Origin of the sequence: Porphyromonas circumdentaria (assembly GCF_900167105.1) — a bacterium.
Classification (GTDB): Bacteria; Bacteroidota; Bacteroidia; order Bacteroidales; family Porphyromonadaceae; genus Porphyromonas; species Porphyromonas circumdentaria.
Genome location: NZ_FUXE01000023.1, coordinates 1 through 20,218 on the forward strand (window position 1 = coordinate 1; position 20,218 = coordinate 20,218).

Annotated in this window: 19 protein-coding genes; 8 read left to right on the plus strand and 11 right to left on the minus strand. The window is 42.5% G+C overall.

The features are described from left to right. Nucleotides 1-47 precede the first annotated feature (47 nt). Nucleotides 48-365, plus strand: coding sequence for a hypothetical protein (locus B5D06_RS08290; protein ID WP_143742661.1), 318 nt, complete (start codon nucleotides 48-50; stop codon nucleotides 363-365). Between the two features lie 203 nt (nucleotides 366-568). On the opposite strand, the gene nqrF is transcribed toward B5D06_RS08290, so the two are convergent. Genes nqrF through B5D06_RS08320 form a run of 6 tightly spaced genes read right to left on the minus strand, consistent with a single transcriptional unit; the run spans nucleotide 569 to nucleotide 6,517 of the window. Further along, nucleotides 569-1,837 carry an NADH:ubiquinone reductase (Na(+)-transporting) subunit F gene (gene nqrF / locus B5D06_RS08295; RefSeq protein WP_078737525.1) on the minus strand — a complete coding sequence of 423 codons (1,269 nt, stop codon included), beginning with the start codon at nucleotides 1,835-1,837 and terminating at the stop codon, nucleotides 569-571. A 48-nt stretch (nucleotides 1,838-1,885) separates the two neighbouring features. Beyond that, complete coding sequence (gene nqrE / locus B5D06_RS08300) at nucleotides 1,886-2,500, minus strand: NADH:ubiquinone reductase (Na(+)-transporting) subunit E (RefSeq protein ID WP_078737526.1); 615 nt, start codon at nucleotides 2,498-2,500, stop codon at nucleotides 1,886-1,888. Between the two features lie 30 nt (nucleotides 2,501-2,530). Next, a complete protein-coding gene (locus B5D06_RS08305) occupies nucleotides 2,531-3,154 on the minus strand; it encodes an NADH:ubiquinone reductase (Na(+)-transporting) subunit D (protein ID WP_078737527.1) in 624 nt (207 codons plus the stop codon). Nucleotides 3,155-3,173: 19 nt separating this feature from the next. Continuing rightward, nucleotides 3,174-3,914 (minus strand): NADH:ubiquinone reductase (Na(+)-transporting) subunit C, encoded by a 741-nt coding sequence (nqrC, locus tag B5D06_RS08310; protein ID WP_078737528.1) that lies wholly within the window; start codon nucleotides 3,912-3,914, stop codon nucleotides 3,174-3,176. Nucleotides 3,915-3,930: 16 nt separating this feature from the next. Continuing rightward, complete coding sequence (gene nqrB / locus B5D06_RS08315) at nucleotides 3,931-5,145, minus strand: NADH:ubiquinone reductase (Na(+)-transporting) subunit B (protein ID WP_078737529.1); 1,215 nt, start codon at nucleotides 5,143-5,145, stop codon at nucleotides 3,931-3,933. A 13-nt stretch (nucleotides 5,146-5,158) separates the two neighbouring features. Then, a complete protein-coding gene (locus B5D06_RS08320) occupies nucleotides 5,159-6,517 on the minus strand; it encodes a Na(+)-translocating NADH-quinone reductase subunit A (protein ID WP_078737530.1) in 1,359 nt (452 codons plus the stop codon). Nucleotides 6,518-7,362: 845 nt separating this feature from the next. On the opposite strand from B5D06_RS08320, the gene B5D06_RS08325 reads away from it, so the two are divergent. The 7 genes from B5D06_RS08325 to glyA all read left to right on the plus strand — a co-directional run bounded on the left by B5D06_RS08325 (nucleotide 7,363) and on the right by glyA (nucleotide 15,586). Then, nucleotides 7,363-8,211 (plus strand): ABC transporter ATP-binding protein, encoded by an 849-nt coding sequence (locus tag B5D06_RS08325; RefSeq protein ID WP_078737531.1) that lies wholly within the window; start codon nucleotides 7,363-7,365, stop codon nucleotides 8,209-8,211. A gap of 26 nt (nucleotides 8,212-8,237) precedes the next feature. Next, the gene (locus B5D06_RS08330; RefSeq protein ID WP_078737532.1) at nucleotides 8,238-8,999 is read left to right on the plus strand and encodes a hypothetical protein; all 762 of its coding nucleotides are present in this window, start codon (nucleotides 8,238-8,240) and stop codon (nucleotides 8,997-8,999) included. Continuing rightward, a complete protein-coding gene (locus B5D06_RS08335) occupies nucleotides 8,996-9,394 on the plus strand; it encodes a GntR family transcriptional regulator (RefSeq protein ID WP_078737533.1) in 399 nt (132 codons plus the stop codon). Before B5D06_RS08330 ends, B5D06_RS08335 begins: the two co-directional genes overlap by 4 nt. Before the next feature lie 14 nt (nucleotides 9,395-9,408). Continuing rightward, entirely contained in the window at nucleotides 9,409-10,359 is a 951-nt protein-coding gene (locus B5D06_RS08340) for a ketopantoate reductase family protein (protein WP_078737534.1), read from the plus strand. Beyond that, complete coding sequence (locus B5D06_RS08345) at nucleotides 10,356-12,542, plus strand: heavy metal translocating P-type ATPase (protein ID WP_078737535.1); 2,187 nt, start codon at nucleotides 10,356-10,358, stop codon at nucleotides 12,540-12,542. Before B5D06_RS08340 ends, B5D06_RS08345 begins: the two co-directional genes overlap by 4 nt. 67 nt (nucleotides 12,543-12,609) lie before the next feature. Continuing rightward, nucleotides 12,610-13,989 (plus strand): tryptophanase TnaA, encoded by a 1,380-nt coding sequence (locus tag B5D06_RS08350; RefSeq protein WP_078737536.1) that lies wholly within the window; start codon nucleotides 12,610-12,612, stop codon nucleotides 13,987-13,989. A gap of 316 nt (nucleotides 13,990-14,305) precedes the next feature. Beyond that, on the plus strand, nucleotides 14,306-15,586 hold the full coding sequence (gene glyA, locus B5D06_RS08355; RefSeq protein ID WP_078737537.1) for a serine hydroxymethyltransferase: 1,281 nt from the start codon (nucleotides 14,306-14,308) through the stop codon (nucleotides 15,584-15,586). Nucleotides 15,587-15,857: 271 nt separating this feature from the next. Here the strand turns inward: glyA and rplT are convergent, their stop codons facing one another. From rplT to B5D06_RS08380, 5 genes are all read right to left on the minus strand, one after another. Beyond that, nucleotides 15,858-16,202, minus strand: a complete 345-nt coding sequence (gene rplT / locus B5D06_RS08360) for a 50S ribosomal protein L20 (protein ID WP_025843430.1) — start codon at nucleotides 16,200-16,202, stop codon at nucleotides 15,858-15,860. Nucleotides 16,203-16,332: 130 nt separating this feature from the next. Further along, complete coding sequence (rpmI, locus tag B5D06_RS08365) at nucleotides 16,333-16,530, minus strand: 50S ribosomal protein L35 (protein ID WP_078737538.1); 198 nt, start codon at nucleotides 16,528-16,530, stop codon at nucleotides 16,333-16,335. Nucleotides 16,531-16,692: 162 nt separating this feature from the next. Next, nucleotides 16,693-17,298 carry a translation initiation factor IF-3 gene (gene infC / locus B5D06_RS08370; protein ID WP_078737539.1) on the minus strand — a complete coding sequence of 202 codons (606 nt, stop codon included), beginning with the start codon at nucleotides 17,296-17,298 and terminating at the stop codon, nucleotides 16,693-16,695. Nucleotides 17,299-17,419: 121 nt separating this feature from the next. Beyond that, nucleotides 17,420-19,369: a threonine--tRNA ligase gene (thrS, locus tag B5D06_RS08375; protein ID WP_078737540.1), complete on the minus strand. Its 1,950-nt coding sequence runs from the start codon at nucleotides 19,367-19,369 to the stop codon at nucleotides 17,420-17,422. Between the two features lie 611 nt (nucleotides 19,370-19,980). Next, nucleotides 19,981-20,218, minus strand: a 238-nt coding sequence (locus B5D06_RS08380) for a transposase (RefSeq protein ID WP_200804991.1), incomplete at its 5' end; no start/stop codon positions are given.

Here is a 20,218-nt window from a genome sequence, read left to right on the forward strand (position 1 = left end):
TTCAATATCCCCAACCTTACCAGTCGAAGAAACGTCCCTCACAGAACGTGAATGCAAAGGTAATACTTTATTTCTATTCTGCAATACCTCCAACATCCTTTGTCGCCAAAAAACCTCAAAGCAACAACCGCTTTTCAAAGAGACCCGCTGGCCTCCCCTATTTTGCGAGTGCAAAACTACTACTTTTTATCCCATATATCCAAATAAATACAACCATAAAAACCGTTAAAAAGAAGCTATACCCTAAAAAACAAAGACTTACATCTCAAAATTATTTTGACAAACAACCCTTCTGCAACAAAAAAACAAAGAAAAACATGATAATCTCGTGGAAAAAGGTAGCAAAATATATCGAGAAGGAGTAAAAAATCCGCAGAAAAATAATCGAGCACCTGCAATACTCCAGACACTCCATCTGATCTATTTTTTGGGGGAGACACACGTTGTAAAGAGCTTGCGCCTGCAACACGACCGAGACTCCACCTCATCTCCAATAGAAGAGTAAAAATAAAAAAGAGAGAACTCCTTGGCTCTCTCTTACTATATTGGTCTTAATCTCGTAACTTACTTAAACACCGAAGTCGTCAAAGTTGACCTGTTCTCGTGGCACACCAAGACTCTCCAACATACGGTTAACCGCATCGGACATTGGTCCTGGCCCACACATATAATACTCTATATCTTCGGGAGCATCATGGTCTTTGAGGTATTGATCGTGAATAACCTGATGAATAAATCCAGTAGCACCCTTCCAATTATCTTCGGGACGAGGGTCACTCAAAGCGATAATGAAACGGAAGTTAGAGAAGTTACGCTCAATCTCTCTAAAGTCTTCCTCATAAAAAATCTCACTCTTAGAACGAGCCCCATACCAATAAGAAACTTTTCTTCCTGTTTTTACAGTACGGAAAAGGTGTAACAGCTGAGCTCTCAATGGAGCCATACCCGCTCCCCCACCGATGTAAAGCATTTCGGCATCGCTATCTTCGTGGATATGGAAGTCTCCATAAGGACCACTCATTGTAACCTTATCTCCAGGCTTCAAAGAGAAGATATAAGAAGAGGCTACACCCGAAGGAATGCCTGCCTTCCATGTTTTTGTAGCACGATCGATAGGAGGAGTTGCAATACGCACATTGAGCGTAATGATATTTCCCTCTGCAGGATAATTGGCCATTGAATAGGCACGAACTGTCTCCTCATTGTTTTGAGAAGTCAGTCCCCACATAGAGAACTTGTCCCACTCTGGGCGGAAACGATCTTGCCCCTCTTTATCTCTAATATCATAATCCTTAAAAGAAAGAAAATACTTAGGGATTTTAATCTGAGCATAGCTACCACTCTTAAAGTTCATAGCTTCGCCTTCTGGAAGACGCACCACAAACTCCTTGATAAAGGTAGATACATTGGCATTGGAGATAACCTCGCACTCCCACTCCTTAACACCAAATACAGACTCTGGGACTTCTATTTTAAGATCCTCCTTCACCTTAGTTTGGCAACCTAAACGCCAATGTTCTTTCTGTTCCTTACGAGAGAAGAAACCTTTTTCTGTAGGTAAAATCTCTCCTCCTCCTTCTATCACTCGGCAACGGCACTGTCCACAACTACCTCCTCCTCCACAAGCAGAAGAGAGGAAAATACCATTATTCTGAAGAGTATTGAGAAGTGTGCTCCCAACAGGCACCTCTATATCTCGCTCATCATTAATTCTTATAGTTGCATTGCCCGAGGGGAGAAGCTTCTTCTTAGCAACGAGAAGAGCAATAACTAAGACTAAAGTAATCAGTAAGAAGATGACTACGCTTGCTATAATAATAACAGAGTTTATTTCCATCACAACAATTTATTAGATAAGTCTATCCCAATCTTTTAGTCTCGTATATTACAACTTAATACCAGAGAAACTCATAAACGCCAAGCCCATAAGCCCTGTTACAATCAACACTATACCATAACCACGAAGTGGCTTGGGAATATTTGAGAATTGCAATTTTTCTCTAATGGCTGCCATACCTAAGATCGCCAACAACCACCCTATTCCAGAGCCCAAACCATATATAGTAGCATGCCCTACATTAACAAAATCTCTTGTTTGCATAAAGAGAGAACCTCCCAATATCGCACAGTTCACTGCAATCAAAGGCAAGAAAATACCCAAAGATGCATAAAGAGCTGGAGCATAACGCTCTACGACCATCTCTACCAATTGCGTAAAGGAAGCAATAACGGCAATAAAGAGTATCAAAGAAAGGAAACTAAGATCTGCCGTAGCCAGTGAAGGGTGTACCCAAGCAAGAGCCCCCTCTTTGAATACAAAGTTCTCGAGTATATAATTCAAAGGCAATGTACAAACAAGGACAAAGGTTACAGCGAGCCCTAATCCGAATGCTGTTTTTACATTCTTAGAAACAGCCAAATAAGAACACATGCCCAGATAATATGCAAAAATCATATTATCTATAAAGATGGATCTAAAAAAAAGACTTAGGTAATCCATATTCGTATTGTTCGTTTAATCAAAGGATTTTTAATCCTCTTGTAATTTTGCATTTCGAGCTCGCTGTATCCATACAATACAAGCCAATATAATAAGTGCCATAGGAGCCATATTCATAAGACCAAAGTTTTGATAACCTGCCTCATAGAATACGTTAGGAATGATGGTAAATCCAAAAATCTTTCCTGCCCCAAAAAGTTCACGAAAGAAAGCGATAATCACCAAAACCATCGCATAGCCCGCCCCATTAGCTACCCCATCTACAAAAGAGGGCCAAGGTTTATTATTCAGAGCAAAAGCTTCCAAACGTCCCATCAGGATACAGTTGGTTATTATCAATCCCACATAGACTGACAACTGCTTACTCACATCGTATGCAAAAGCCTTCAACACCTCATTAACAATGGTAACAAGAGTAGCCACAACCACCAGTTGCACGATAATACGGATACGATTGGGAATCGTATTACGCAACAACGATATAATGACATTTGCAAAAGCAAGAACCACTATTACAGAGATACCCATAACCAAAGCAGGCTTCAACTGAGAAGAAACCGCAAGGGCAGAACATATCCCTAATACTTGAATCAAGACGGGATTATTATTTCCGATAGGTCCTAAAAAGACCTCCTTCATTTTCACATTAGCCATAGTAGTATACGTTCAGATTTTAGTCTTGATTTGTACTCTTCATAAGGTAGGGAGCATACTGTTTGACACAGAAAGCAATCATTTCGTCAACCCCATTACTCGTGAGGGTTCCTCCAGAAACTCCATCGACAAACTCTCTCTCATCAACGGCTTTTCCTCCCTTAACCACAGCGATACCGATTACATCTCCCGAAGCATTGGCAATATGCTTTCCGACAAAACTCTGAGCAAAATGCTCTGTTGCAATCTCTGCTCCCAATCCAGGAGTTTCACTGGCATGCCCGAAATCACTTCCAAAAACGGTATTGGCATCTGCATCCAAAGCAAGATAGCCCCAAATAGCCCCCCACAATCCATTGCCATTCATGGGAAGAACAAACTTTTGAACGCCCTCTACCTCGGCAATATAGAGCGGAAGTAAATAACTCGACTTATTAGCAACAATCTTAAACTGATTGGCTGTATTCATGTTGAAAGCATCGTTTGAAGCTAAATCACTACCCTCAAAAGAGTGTACCACCTCTCCTTTTTCATTGACAAGCAACTCTTTCTTTATCGTAGCTCTATAAGTTTTGGCAACCGCTGTTTTGTTTTTTACAACAATGTTGAGCGAACGGAGTATCTGCTCCATCTTATCAACTCTTACATTTTCCTGCTTAAAGTTTTTCAAAAGCTGAGATGTGAGAGCCAATGCCACTGCAACCAAAATGACCATAATGGATGCATATAGTACAGTATAAGTATTACCTTCTCTATTCATAACAGTACTCTTTCTATTATCTATTTGTCTGTAATGCTTTAGCACGTTTTGCTCTCTTCTTTACGTTGGCATCGACTACAAAATAGTCAATGAGAGGAGCAAAGACATTCATAAGCAGAATAGCGAGCATCATACCCTCTGGATATCCAGGGTTAAGCACACGAATAAAGACACAGAGCAATCCAACCAGAAATCCATAAATCCACTTTCCTATTTCGGTACGAGCCGAAGTAACGGGGTCGGTAGCCATAAAGACGAGACCAAAAGCAAAACCTCCGTATACAAAGTGCATAACAGGGGTCATTTGCATGGAAGCCGTTGTACCGATAGCGTTAAAGAAGAGTGCCATAAGCGTAGCTCCTACCACGCCCGAGAAGATAATCTTCCAGCTGGCAACCCCTGTCCCGATAAGGATAACTGCTCCTATCAAAACAGCAAGTGTAGAAACCTCTCCAATAGAACCAGGGATGAGTCCTATGAAAGCATCCCAAAGGGAAGAAGCTTCGCCCACGATGTTGGTTATCACGGGGAGTTCTCTGCCTGCCGTGGCGATTTGCCCCAGAGGCGTAGCACCAGAGTAACCATCTACTACCGTACCTGCCCCTAAACCAAAAGTATCTGCTGTACGCACAAAAACGCTATCTCCACTCATGGCAGAAGGATAGGCAAAGAAGAGCACTGCACGTGCTACCAAGGCAACATTAAATATATTATATCCCGTACCTCCAAAAACCTCTTTGGCAAAGATGACAGAAAAAGCCGTAGCCACAGCAATCATCCATAGAGGAGTATCTACGGGTACAATCATCGGGATAAGAAATCCAGAAACCAAAAATCCTTCCTGTATCTCTTCATTTTTCCATTGAGCCACGGTAAACTCTATTCCCAAACCGACAACGTAGGTAACGATTAGTTTGGGTAGCGTAGCCAAAAGCCCAAACAAAAACAAAGCCCCCCAACTATGAGAAGTCAACTCCCCGATAGAGAGGTAATGCTGGTACCCCAAATTGTACATACCAAAGAGCAATGCAGGAATCAAAGCAATAACTACGAAGATCATAGTACGCTTCGAGTCGTTGGAGTCATGGACATGTACTCCCCTCTTCGATGTTGTATTAGGAACATACATAAAGGTTTCCATCCCTTCAAAAACAGAATGGAACGCATGCAACTTTCCCCCTTTTGCGAAGGAAGAGCGGTATTTATCAAAGAAAATTTTCATAATCTGTATTCGAGGGAATATATCAATTCATCTCTTTATAAAGGAGGTCAAGGCCTTTTCGTACCACATACTGGAGCTCCTGTTTGGAAGAATCGACAAACTCACAAAGAGCAAAATCTTCGGGTGCTACCTCGTAGATACCAAGAGCCTCCATCTTATCTATATCAAAAGCTATAATTGCCTTCAAAAGCTGTTCTGGGTAAATATCCAAAGGAAAGACGCGGTGAAATTCGTTGCTCATGATCATAGCCCTTTCGCCACCTTTAACTCGAGCATCGAGAGCATACTCCTTACCTTTTTGCAACCAGCTTGTATACAAACGGCTTATACTAAACTGATTGAAACGAGGAGCAATCCAGCCAAACATTTCGTCAATATCATCGCCCTCGGGGATAACTGTTATCTGGTCTATATTGAGAGACGAGAAAGGACGATCCTGAGAAAGTTGTATACCCGTCAAGACATCTCCGTTTATAACACGTTCGTGTTCCTTTTTCACCGCCAATTTACCACCAAAAGCCTCCTCTACATGACAACCAGGCAGTAGAGAAACATACCCACGCTCTGTGGCGTCGGAGCCTGTCACGGCAACGATGCGGGTATAATCTACCTTACCTGTACGTAAGAAACGCCCCATCACCAGCAAGTCGGTTACCTTGAGCGTCCAAACAACCTCTCCTTTATTAATCGGACGGATATAATTAATCTGAGTGCCTACACACCCTGCAGGGTGAGGCCCCTCAACTTGCACCACTTCTACTCCTTTCACAGAGAGTTTAGCAAGTGGAGAGTCCTTTGCTACTCCTAAATAAACAGTTCCCTCTGTCAAAACGGCTAAAGCCTGAAGAGCCGTGGTCAAATCTTTTTCTCTATCTGCGAGAAGATAATTTACATCTGGAGCTAAAGGAGCCGTTAAAAGGGCTGTTACGAAAATATCTCTTGGAGCCTCTTCGGGATTAGCTATTATATCGTAGGGTCTTTGCTTAAAAAAAGCCCACATCCCAGAGGACAAAAGAAGATTTTGTAAAGCCTTACGGTCTCCAAAAGAAGACAATACGGGGAATTCTTTATACTCTATATCGTTTGATGGAGCTACCTCTATGCTCAGCAATTTGCGTTTTTCTCCTCTTCGTACAGCTACCACCTCACCACTTACAGGAGAGGTAAAAAGCATCTCGGGGTGTCTTTTATGACAAAATAAAGGATCTCCAACCTTTACCGCATCTCCTACCTTAACCAAAACCTTAGGGACAACCCCTTGATAATCATCTGGTACTAAGCCATAGACACCATTCTTTTGAAGAGCAGACAAATTACTCAAGGGAGCCTTTCCTTTCAAATTTATGGAAAGTCCCTTCTTTATTCGAATAGTTTGGGTCATGAAACTACTATCTAATTGCTATTTTCTGAACGCAAAAGTACACAAAACATAGTAATTAGGTATCTATCCAAAGAAAGTATCACTATATTTTCCATATATTAACGAGTGGCAGATATTACCCCCTAAAGAGTTAAGCAATTACGCCATACCCCGCAAGCTACTTTAGCACCCCTCAAAGCTCTCTCTATTTTCCTCTGAATAAAAGAAAAAAGGTAAAAACTCTCCTTTTCCCTCGACCCATATAATACCTCCTTAGAAGTAAACTCAATGGAGAATTAACCTCTCCGAGGATTCCCTTTTTCTCTCTATCCGCACCTTGTTGAACGCTCCACATATCCGCAGGGGATGCCATTTGATACCTTAAGAGAAGACGTTGTAGCTTTTCGCAGAAGATTATCGACCTACCAAACTCTCTTTCCTCTCACTCAAAAAAACTTGAAAACCTGTGCTAAAAGTAGTTTTCACTTGAATAAAACTCTATATGCAATCTAAATATACATATATTCAATCTTAGTATATATATATTTAATCTACGTATATATATATTCAGATTACATATAAAGTTTAACACGTATCTAAACGCATTTATTGCCGTTTGTAAAAAAGTTTTTCCTTGCGTGCAACAAAAGTTGTAGCCCTATGGAACAAGAGACAAGTACTGTATAGAAAAGGACTCACGTATACCCCAATCGTTAGTAAAAACAAACCCGAAGAGGCACGGAATCTATAATTCTATTGTAAAATAATCGAGAGAAGTTTGTTTACTACAATTATTGTTGTACATTTGCACTGTATTACTGTAATAAAACAGCAAGCAAGTTCCAATATTTTTATGTACAGGCATCATGATACAAATAGATAACCTTTCATTTTCTTATAAGAGATCGAGTTTTCTCTTATCCAAATTAAATCTTGACCTGCCCAAAGGAACCATTGTAGGGCTCTTAGGGCGCAACGGAGAGGGCAAAAGCACACTACTCAAACTTATAACAGGACAGCTTCTCAACGACTGGGGAAAGATCACAGTAAACGGGAAAAACCCCGAAAAAAGAGAAGTAGATTTTCTCAATCAGATATTTCTCCTCCCCGAAGAGGTCATATGCCCCTCAATTTCCATAAAGAAGTACTTCAATATAATCACCCCTTTCTATCCCAACTACTCCGCCGAAATAGCCGAAGAACTAATACGAGAGTTCGAGCTCGACTGGAAGATGAACTTGGGAAAGGTGTCTCAAGGCCAGAAGAAAAAGGCAGTCATTGCACTGGCACTCTCCCTACGCACTCCCATACTACTCTTAGATGAACCAACGAACGGCTTGGATATCCCCTCCAAATCTGCCTTCCGCCGCTTGGTAGCTCAGTACACTACAGAGGAGCAAACCCTTATCATAAGTACCCACCAAGTAAGAGATTTGGAGCAACTTATCGACAGATTGGTGCTCTTAGACCACAACAAAATAATTTGTAATGAGGCCATTTACGATTTGTGCAAATACTTCTCATTCCAACCCGTTACGGAGGGTAACCCCGACAAACTTATCTACCAAGAGAAATCTTTAATGGGTAGTGTCGGGATTTTTGAGAACGAAACCCCGCAAGAAACCGACAACTTCTCTATGGAACTCTTCTTCAACGGAATGGTTGCCGAGCAGGAAAAGATGCTCGCCCTCCTTCACAAACAGAATAAACAATAAGACTTATACCTTAAACGGATTTACCTATGAATTTACAACATCCTACCACCGCATTACAAAGAATAGGTCTGCTGCTCAAAAGAGAGTGGACGTTACAACATCGCGCTCTACTCAAAGGGACATTAGTACTACTACTCGTTCTTTGGGGGCTACGACTTACCCCTCTTCTCTTTGGTAAAGATTACAGCGAATGGGCAGAAGGGTTACGCCATGACCCACTATTTCTAAGCAACACTTTAACCTCTTTATTAGGCTTTTTTATCTTCTACCTTATTTGGGTTAATAAGACAGTACATAAATCGCAAACAGAGACCTACACACTCATCCCTGCGAGTGTGGGAGAAAAGTATACGACCTTTTTCATCGTTGCACTATGCCACATCGTGTTAGCTCTCTTTATTGGGGTCTTCTCCTCTACCGCTCTGGCTCTTTTAGTTCCAGGCTGTTTAGAGTACCAACTCTCAGACTGGGGGCGGTTCGTTGTGAACATCAATGTTGACGGGGTATCACAATTATTGAGTGGCATTATTTTCTTCTTCTCTTACACCCTCCTTTCATTTTTAACCTATATGGTTTGCCAAATCTTCTTCAGCAAAGCCACAACAGGAGCATTGGTAGCCATCTGCTTTCTCACGTTACTCCCCTCTGCATCTCCCGTAATTCTAATCTCGACAGAGACATTAACTACACAAGTTACGACGTTTCTTTTCATAATATTGAACCTGCTTCTCTCTGTATTTTTCCTATTCTTTGGTTACTATACCCTTAAGCGTAAACAGCTCAAATGAATCCTATACATCCACAATCTATATTCCTACAGATTGCAGACCAAATAAAAGATGCAATTTTAGCTGGGCGGTACAACCCTGGTGAGAAGATTCCATCTGTGCGAGAGATGGCTGCGAACCTTGAGGTAAACCCCAACACGGTGGTAAAAGCCTATGAGCAACTTATTGCGGGAGGACTTATAGCCTCACAACTGGGCGTAGGTTTTTTCGTCTGCGAAGGAGCTTTGGAGCGAGTTCTTGCGCTCCGAAGAAACATTTTCTTCAAAGACATCGTTCCTACCATCGTAAAAGAGATGCACCTACTATATATATCTGAAAAAGATGGCATTGAGGCCATTACCGACTGCTATCGCTCTTGGCAAGAGGAGCATACAGACAAGAAAACAGAGCAGTAATACAGAAAAATAAAATGGCTACCAATATTATTATATCGGGTATCGGTGCAATCGGAGGTTATTATGGCGGAATGCTTGCAGCCTACGCACAGAATCTGCAATCTGTGAACGTCTATTTCTTTATGAGAGAGGGAGAGCATCTAAAGAGCGTTCAGGAAAAAGGATTACATCTCCTATCTCCCTCGATAGATCTGCATGCCAAACCCCGACTGGCTACGGCAGATAGTCATCTACTCCCTCAAGCCGATTACCTCTTTTTAGCGACCAAGAGCTACAATGCTCGGGAAAATCTGGAGCAATTGACCTCCGTTATAACACCTCAAACAATTGTAATTCCAATGCACAATGGTCTGGACATTCCACCCATGATACAGGAGGTTTTGCCCGATAATCTTATTCTACCCGCCGTTTGCCACATAACAGGGAGACGCTCTCGTGGTACTATATCGGTTCGTTCGGACAATAATCTGCTCAAATTTGGTTCCGACAGCACGCTTGCTCACGCTATTACATCCGAAGTTATAGAACGCTCCGAATGGCTCTACACATTGCTCAAAGCATCGGGCATCAAATGTCGTTTATACCGAGAGATGGCACCCTACCTCAGAGAGAAATACCTCATGCTCTCACCCTCTGCCGTAGCTACAGCCTATTTCGACATCCCTATCGGCATAGTGCAAAACGAGCACGAGCTAGAGTTCAGAGCCTTACTAAAAGAAATAGCTAACCTCTACCGAGCAGCAGGCTGGGAGAACGATCCTTTCCTCGAGGAAAAAGGGTACGACTTGGTGCTGAAAATGCCAAGAGAGGCTACCACTTCTATGCACTCCGACATCCTGGCCAATAATCAGTCCGAAATCGAAAGTCTCGTAGGCTATGTGGTACGCATGGCAGAGCACTACAATATAGAAGTACCTCTATACAAAAAGATGTATCAAACCTTGTTAGAACGGATAAAAAGATGAAACCGACCGAACGCTCCTTTCCTGTCATCGGGATGCACTGTACGGCCTGTGCTCAAAAAATAGAGCAAGCACTAAGCAAAGTCTCTGGTATAGACGAGGCTAATGTCCTGTATAACGAAAGGATGCTAAACGTAAGCTATAAAGAGGAGATGATTACCCTCGAAGAGATTGTGCAACGTGTAAAGGAAATAGGCTTTGAGCTTATCACGGCAGACACAGGTCAAGAACTCAACGAACGACGCCGTAAGGCTCAGGAAAAAGAGCTTCGTCGCATGCGTTTAGACACAATTGGAGCTTGGATAGCTACTATTATTATGATGGTTATGATGTGGTGGCATCTCCCCCACACTATACACAAAATAGGCATGTTGCTCCCCGCAACGGCCGTTTTTTTTATATTCTCTTCCCGTTTTCACATCGCTGCCTTGAAGCAGATACGCCATGGGATATTCTCCATGGATACCCTCGTGTCGCTCAGTACAACGGTATCTTTTATCGCAGGTAATATAGCCCTATGGCACGATCTACTCCCAGCAGAGGACGCGCACCTCTACTTCGATGCCACCACTATGATACCCGCTTTTGTACTCTTGGGTAAATGGCTCGAGCAAAAAGCCACCATCCGCACGGGAGATGCCATTGCCTCTATCCTCAATCGTTCTCCTAAGTGGGCTATGGTTATGAGAGATGGAGTGGCAACGGAACTCCCGATAGAGCTAATTAAAGTAGGAGATAAAATAAGAGTGCGAGCAGGAGAAACAATCCCCGTAGATGGCGTAGTAATCAAAGGGACCTCTACTGTAGATGAAAAATTAATCAGTGGAGAACCTATCCCCGCAGAGAAGGTTATTGGCAGTACTGTATATGCAGGTACTATTAACGGTACGGGAGCTTTCACCATGGAAGCACAGAGTATAGGAAGCGAAACGGTACTCGGTAACATCATCGAAACGATACGAAGAGCCGAAACAGAAAGACCTCCTATACGCAGAATAGCCGACAAAATTGCCTCTATATTCGTACCAGTCGTAGGGCTACTCTCGTTGCTCACCTTCTTTTTGTGGTACTTTTTGGGTGAAAGCACTGATGCCAATGCCGTCTCCTTTGCCATACGATGTGCCGTTTCTGTATTGGTAATATCTTGTCCCTGTGCGTTAGGATTGGCTACTCCTACTGCTCTTACCGTACTTATTGGAGAGACGGCTAAACGACAGATACTTATCCGTAAAGCAGCTACCATGGAGGTACTACCCCGTATTACTACTGTGTTTTTGGACAAAACAGGTACCATTACGGCAGGAATGCCCGAGGTGGTTGCTCAAGAGTGGTATGTTCCAAGTGAGGAGCAGCCATTCTATCAGTCGGTTCTATACACTTTGGAGAGAGAAAGTACTCATCCCTTGGCAGAGGCCATATGTAGCTTTTTCGCAGATAGTAATAAGGCAGAACTCGCTTTCGGCAGTATCAATACAATCGTTGGTAAGGGTATAGAAGCAGAATTGGAGGGCAAGAATTACCGAATTGGGAATGCCGATTTTGTAGGAACCTCCTCTTCTTCACTCCCAGGCACACATGTTTATATGAGTTGTAATGAAAGCCTTATCGTACACCTTACCATAGAAGACAGGGTAACCGACGAAAGCCGACAAGCGATTGCGGATATGCAAAAGATGGGATTAAAGGTGGTCTTACTAACGGGAGACAATAAGCAAGCGGCACGTCATGCGGCACAAATTTCGGGTATTCAAGAATATCATGCAGGGCTACTTCCCAGTGAAAAACTTGCTATCGTGCAAACTGCAATAGAAAAAGGAGAGCAAGTGGCGATGATTGGAGATGGTATAAACGACAGCGAGGCTCTCTCTTACGCTCACGTTAGTGCCTCTTTTGCCTCGGGGAGCGATATTGCTATCTCTGTGGCAGATATAACATTCCTCAAACATGACCTGAGGCTTTTCCCTCAAAGCATTCGCATGATGCACCAGGGAGTTAAAACCATTCGCCTCAACTTCTTCTGGGCTCTTATCTATAATGCTTTAGCTATTCCCATCGCTGCAGGTGTACTTTACCCTGCTTGGGGTATATTCATCACCCCAGCCCTATCGGGTGCCGCAATGGCATTTAGTTCGCTCTCTGTGGTTTCTAACAGTCTTTTTCTAAAAAAACGATTGCACCATAAATAGTTCGTATATTTGTGGCACTTTGTAACAGTTTATAATCATCAGTAATAAAACAAAATAAAGTAAAGCTATGGAACTACCTTTTTCAGAATCCTACCGTATAAAAATGGTAGAACACATTAAGAAAAGCACACGCCAAGAACGTGAGGCTTGGATTAAAGAGGCTAAGTATAACCTTTTTAACCTCCACAGCGAACACGTATTCATTGACTTGCTAACCGACTCTGGTACGGGTGCTATGAGCGACAAGCAATGGTCTGCAATGATGCTCGGAGATGAGAGTTATGCAGGTGCATCTTCCTACTACAAAATGAAAGATGCGATCCAAAACATCTTGGGCTTTGAGTATTTCTTACCTACCCACCAAGGTCGTGCTGCAGAAAATGTGCTCTACTCTACCATTATCAAAGAGGGGGATGTAGTACCAGGTAACTCTCACTTCGACACAACTAAGGGACACATTGAGTATCGCCGTGCATTAGCAATAGACTGTACTATAGATGCAGCAGCCGACACGCAAAAGGAAATTCCTTTTAAAGGTGAAATTGACCTCGAAAAATTAGAGAAGGTCTTCAAAGAATACCCCAAAGAAAAGATTCCTTGCTGTGTACTTACACTAACGAACAACACCGCTGGCGGACAGCCTGTTTCTATGAAAAACATCAAAGGAACAGCAGAATTGTGCCGTAAGTATGGTATCACACTCCAAATAGACGGTGCTCGTTTTGCAGAAAACGCATACTTCATCAAAACAAGGGAAGAAGGATATGCAGACAAGAGCATCAAGGAAATCGTTCGCGAGATGCTTTCTTATGGCGACATCATGACGATGTCCAGCAAAAAAGATGCTATCGTTAATATGGGTGGATTCTTGGCTATGCGTAGTGAAGAGCTATGGCGTCGCTGCCAAATGTTCTGTGTGATGTACGAAGGATTTATCACCTATGGGGGTCTCTCTGGACGTGAAATGAATGCCCTTGCACAAGGATTAGACGAAGGTACCGACTTTGATACTCTCGAAACTCGTATCGAGCAAGTTGCATACTTAGGTCGTAAGCTTGATGAATACGGTATCCCTTACCAACGCCCTGCAGGAGGTCATGCTATATTCCTCGATGCTAAGAAAATCCTTACCCACGTTCCTAAGGAAGAGTTTATCGCTCAAACATTGGGTATCGAGCTCTATCTTGAGGCTGGTATTCGCGGTGTAGAAATCGGTTCTATCCTTGCAGACCGTGACCCTGTAACGCGTGAAAACCGTTATCCACGTCTCGAACTTCTTCGCTTGGCTATTCCACGCCGCACTTATACCAACAACCATATGGATGTTATCGCAGCAGCTGTGAAGAATGTATATGATCGTCGTGACCAAATCAACCGCGGTTATGTAATTACTAAGGAGCTTCCTGTAATGCGTCACTTCACGGTAGAATTGGAACCTGCTAAGTAAATAGCATAATCTACCCCTCAACCTTTTTTCAAATTAGGTTGAAACATTTAATCCCCTTGCTTGAAATAGGCAAGGGGATATTTTTTATACTACCACAAGACAAACTACCCCAAGTACTCTTCTCAAAATTCTGGTAAAGAGCAGTACATACCCCTTTTCTCGACTACAGTAAAAAGAGCGACAAAACTCATCCTGTTGACTATGATACAGAAAAGAGCTACAAGGTCTCTTGAAGAGTTGTACTTTTTGTTTCTTTATTGTAGCAATAATCTGTACCTTTGCCGCGTAATACAAGAGTAGAATAATAAATACATTTATGAACAGAGACAATGTAATCTTCGACCTTATCGAAGAAGAACATCAGCGTCAGCTTAAAGGCATCGAGTTGATTGCTTCTGAGAACTTTGTAAGTCAGCAAGTAATGGAGGCCATGGGAAGCTATATGACCAACAAATATGCAGAAGGCTACCCTGGTAAACGTTACTACGGAGGATGCGAAGTGGTAGATAAGAGCGAACAAATCGCTATCGATCGTATCAAGCAACTCTACGGAGCTGAGTGGGCAAACGTACAACCTCACTCTGGTGCGCAGGCAAACATGGCTGTTTTACTTGCTTGTTTGGAACCTGGAGACACTTTCATGGGTCTTAACTTAGATCACGGTGGTCACCTTTCTCACGGTTCTCCAGTAAATAGTTCTGGTCTTATCTATAAGCCTATCGGCTATAATCTTCGTCAAGAAACAGGAATGGTAGACTATGATGAAATGGAACAGCTGGCAAAGCAGCACAAGCCTAAACTAATCATCGCTGGTGGTTCTGCCTACTCTCGTGAATGGGACTACGAACGTATCCGTAAAATAGCAGACTCTATTGGCGCGATTTTCCTCGTAGATATGGCTCACCCTGCAGGTCTCATTGCAGCAGGTTTGCTTAAAAACCCTGTTCAATATGCCCACATCGTAACCTCTACAACCCATAAGACTCTTCGTGGACCTCGCGGAGGTATCATCTTGATGGGTAAAGACTTTGAAAATCCTTGGGGTAAAACAACTCCTAAGGGCGTAGTTAAGATGATGTCTCAGCTCTTAGACTCTGCCGTATTCCCTGGAGTACAAGGAGGACCATTGGAGCATGTTATTGCAGCTAAAGCAATCGCTTTCGGCGAAGCTCTCGACCCTTCTTTCAAAGTATACCAAGAGCAAGTTAAGCTTAATGCCGCAACTATTGCAAAAGCATTTGTTGATAGTGGATACAACATTATATCAGGCGGAACAGACAACCACTGTATGCTTATCGACCTCCGCAGCAAATACCCAGATTTGACAGGTAAAGTGGCAGAAAAAGCTCTTGTTGCTGCCGACATCACGGTAAACAAAAACATGGTTCCTTTCGATAGCCGCTCTGCTTTCCAAACATCAGGATTCCGAGTAGGTACACCTGCAATTACAACTCGTGGTGTGAAGGAAGACAAGATGCCTGTAGTGGTAGAACTTATCGATAGAGTACTTCGTGATCCTGAAAACGATGCTGTAATAGCAGCCGTTCGCGCCGAAGTAAACAACATGATGAAAGAGTACCCTCTCTTTGCTTGGTAATCTCTACCATTAAATCAATAACAAACCTAAGCCCCTCTTCTCTCAATGAGAAAGAGGGGTTTATATTTGATCAACTTTATAAGATGTGTACATCAAACTTTATTATTGGTGGCCGATAAAAGTTGACGCATACGTCAAAAATTTATGGAAAAGCATCGGAACGCTTTTCTATCAAAAACAAGCTACCCACCCTCGTACTAATAAAAGTACTTAGGTGGGTAAAATGATTTAGCCATTATGGTATCGAGACCCAAAGCCCCGACAAACCAATTTAGCGTACCTTGTCAACGATTGCTTTGAACGCAGCAGGATTATTCATCGCGAGGTCTGCGAGAACCTTACGGTTGATCTCGATACCATTTGCATGAAGTGCTCCCATAAGTTTAGAGTAAGACATTCCCTCTAAACGAGCACCAGCATTGATACGTTGGATCCAAAGAGCACGGTTGTTACGCTTTTTGTTACGACGATCACGGAAAGCGTAAGTAAGACCTTTTTCCCAAGTATTCTTGGCAACGGTCCAAACATTTTTACGAGCTCCAATGTACCCGCGAGTGAGCTTAAGTATTCTTTTTCTTTTAGCTCTTGATGCTACATGATTTACTGATCTTGGCATATTATACTTGTCTTTTGATTGGCAGCGGCTTCGGAGTAACTCCCGAACGCTCTTTTACAGCTTGCCTCTCGATTAAACTTTCAATTATAAACTCTTAAAAATAGTACTTATAGTTCTGAAGCTACACTGATTAGTGGCATGCAAGCATCTCTTTCACAGCTCCCACATCGCTACGATGTACCAAACCGCTATAAGTGAGGTTACGTTTACGCTTTTTGCTCTTCTTGGTCAAGATATGACTTTTGAAAGCATGCTTACGTTTAATCTTTCCAGATCCTGTAATCGAGAAGCGTTTTTTAGCTCCTGATACTGTTTTTTGCTTAGGCATTTTCTTTAATTATTAATTATGTGAAACATTATTAGGTGAGACATCAACTTTCCGTGAGGCAAGCCTATGCCTTGCAGGAAAAAGATCCTTAGCTCTGCTTGATTAGAAATTCAGATCACAATGTCTCTATTCTTTACTTCGGTAGGGTCTGCAAAAAGGCTCTTACTCCTCCGTTGCTTCTTCCTTTTGCTTGGTTGGAGCTGGCTTGCTCTTCTTGTCGGAAGACTTTGCGGGCGATGTTGATTTTTTGGGAGTCAACATCATAAACATACGCTTCCCTTCTAAAGAGGGCATATTCTCAACGGTAGCTACATCTTCTAAATCTGTAGCAAAACGCAACAATAATACCTCGCCCTGCTCTTTGAATACTATAGAACGCCCCTTAAAGAATACGTACGCCTTAACCTTAGCACCATCGGCTATAAAACTTCGAGCATGTTTCAACTTAAAGTTATAGTCGTGGTCATCTGTCTGAGGCCCAAATCGTATCTCTTTGATTACGACCTTGACGGCATTCGACTTCTGTTCTTTGAGTTTCTTCTTCTTTTGATAGATGAATTTTTGGTAATCAATTACCTTACAAACAGGAGGTTTAGCGTCTGATACGATCTCGACTAAATCTAATCCTGCACGCTCTGCCATACGCAAAGCCTCTTGTATAGAAAAAATTCCCTGCTGTACATCATCGCCAACGATACGCACCTCACGTGCGGTAATCTCCTCGTTTACTCGATGGTGGTCTTTGTTGTTTCTATCGTTATTATACACTAACTAAAGCAATGAGCCGGAGCTCTTCGCTCCTTGTTGGTTTAAAATCTTTATACTTATCACTCAAAAAATCAGAAGAAGAAATGCTGCCAAAAGAGCTTCCATTCAAGGCTTGAAAGGGTTACTCCTCTTGCCAAGCATTCATCTCTTTATCAATTTCTTGACAAATTTGCTCTGCAAAGGTAGTCAATTTTATGGAACCTTGGTCTCCTTCTCCCTGTTTTCTTACAGAAACGGTCTGATTTTCCGCTTCTTGCTCGCCAACAATCAAGAGATAAGGTATGCGTTTAAGCTCGTTATCACGGATCTTGCGACCAATTTTTTCATTACGATCATCAACAATTGCCGCAATGTCATGGCGTGCTAATTCCTCACGAACTTTGTGTGCATACGCGTTGAAACGCTCTCCAATAGGAAGCACAACTACCTGATCGGGTGCTAACCAAAGAGGGAAACGACCTGCGGTATGCTCTATAAGCACGGCAACGAAACGCTCCATAGAGCCAAAAGGAGCTCGGTGGATCATAACGGGGCGGTGCTTTGCATTATCCTCTCCCGTGTATTCCAACTCGAAACGCTCGGGCAGGTTATAGTCTACCTGAATCGTACCCAATTGCCAACGACGTCCAATAGCATCTTTAACCATAAAGTCGAGCTTAGGACCGTAGAAAGCAGCCTCGCCATACTCTATGCGAGCGGGCAATCCTTTCTCTTGACAAGCCTCTACAATAGCCTGCTCTGCACGTTCCCAATTCTCATCTTTACCTATATACTTCTCTCTGTTTACCTTATCACGGAGGGAGATTTGCGCCTCAAAATTCTCAAACTTCAGAGCCTTGAAAATGATAAAAATAATATCCATCACCTTGAGGAACTCATCCTTAACCTGCTCGGGAGTACAGAATATATGAGCATCGTCTTGGGTAAAACCACGCACGCGGGTCAATCCATGAAGCTCCCCACTCTGCTCATAACGATATACAGTACCAAACTCTGCCAAACGAACGGGTAAGTCTCGATAAGAATGAGGTTTAAGACGATATATTTCGCAGTGGTGCGGACAGTTCATCGGCTTGAGCATAAACTCCTCGCCCTCCTGCGGAGTTGTTATCGGACGGAACGAGTCGGCACCATATTTGGCATAGTGTCCAGAAGTCTTATATAACTCAATATTGCCGATATGAGGTGTCATTACCTGCTCGTAACCAAAGTTTTTTTGGATTTTCTTGAGGTAATCCTCGAGTTTTAAGCGTAGACGAGTACCACGAGGCAACCAAAGAGGTAGTCCCACACCTACGGTTTGAGAGAAAGCAAACAGCTCCAACTCCTTTCCTATCTTACGATGATCGCGTTTTTTCGCCTCTTCCAAAACAGCAAGATAATCGTCTAACATCTTCTTTTTGGGGAACGTAATCCCGTAAATACGAGTTAGCTGCTTGCGTTTCTCATCGCCACGCCAGTAGGCTCCTGCTATACTTAAGAGCTTTACAGCTTTAATATAGCCCGTATGACGAAGGTGCGGGCCACGACACAAATCGGTAAAAGTACCCTGTGAGTAGGTAGTTATCGTACCATCCTCAAGGTCATTGATTAGCTCTATTTTATAGGTCTGTCCCTCTCCAGCAAAGCGTTTGAGCGCATCTTCTTTGGTTATTGAACAGCGTGTCAGTACCTGCTTCTCACGAGCAAGCTCCAACATAAGATTTTCTATTTTGGCGAGATCTGTTTCCTTTATAACAGCATCACCAGTATCAATGTCGTAATAAAATCCATTCTCAATGGCAGGACCTATCCCGAACTGAGTTTGTGGATAAAGTTGCTGTATAGCCTCTGCCATCAAGTGGGCAGAAGTGTGCCAATAGGCATGCTTACCACCTTCGTCTTCCCACTTGAGAAGTTTCAGAGAGGCATCTGCTTGTATAGGAGTGTCTAAGTCGACAATTTTATCATTTACTTCTGCGGCTAAAACATCTTCTGCCAAACGAGTACTAATCCCCTCTGCAATCTGATAGGGAGTAATACCTTGTGCATATTCTTTCACCGAACCATCGGGTAGTGTTATCTTTATCATAAATAACCTTATTACATCTTCGTATAGAAGAGTTTGTATAGTACATAGCGGCTACACAAACTCCACGCAAAGGTACATACTTTTCGGCAAAAAGCATCTGCATTAGCCATCAATGCTATCAATCTGTGCATAGAAAATCTTCCATAAGAGAGAGCAAAAATTGAGACCTATTACAGGTAAAATTAGAACTCGCGATAGAGGTAATTAGCCCTCGTTTTGCTTGGAGTTGCAGTGGGTCATAATGAAAATAGAGATGCGAAGTACTATTTTCGCAAGAATTTCAGACCTAAAGGCTCAGCGTATCTATTCTTTTCGTCGTGGCATAACTATCCTTTCAATAGAGAAGAAAAGCCCATAGAGGCTATTAAAAAAGAGAATTTTACAGGTATAAAAGTTACTTTCATTACGACAAATTCTCTATTTGCAATCTACGTATATATATATTCAGATTGCGTATATATATTTTCAATCTAAATATATGTATATTCAATCTACGTATAAAGAATTTTTCGGGTAATGTCCGAAAAAGTGTGTAAGAGTAGTTGTTCCTTTTTTACCACAGGGGCATGCCCCTGTGGTAAAAACTTTGTGGTTTTCTTGTTATTATCCATTTATTTAATCCTCCACTCTTGGAAGTAGGGCAACCTCCTAGCATAAGTCCTTTCAGTCATCTCTCGGGCAACAGATCCTAAGAGGAATAGGACGGCATCAGCCGAGGGTAAAGCCCCGCGCATACGTAACGTACGCTTATAGCTACGATTAAGACGCTCCACCCAGTTCGTCGAGTAAATCATACGACGAACCTCCTCAGGAAATCTCAGATAGGTAAAGTAGCCTATATTGCGAGGG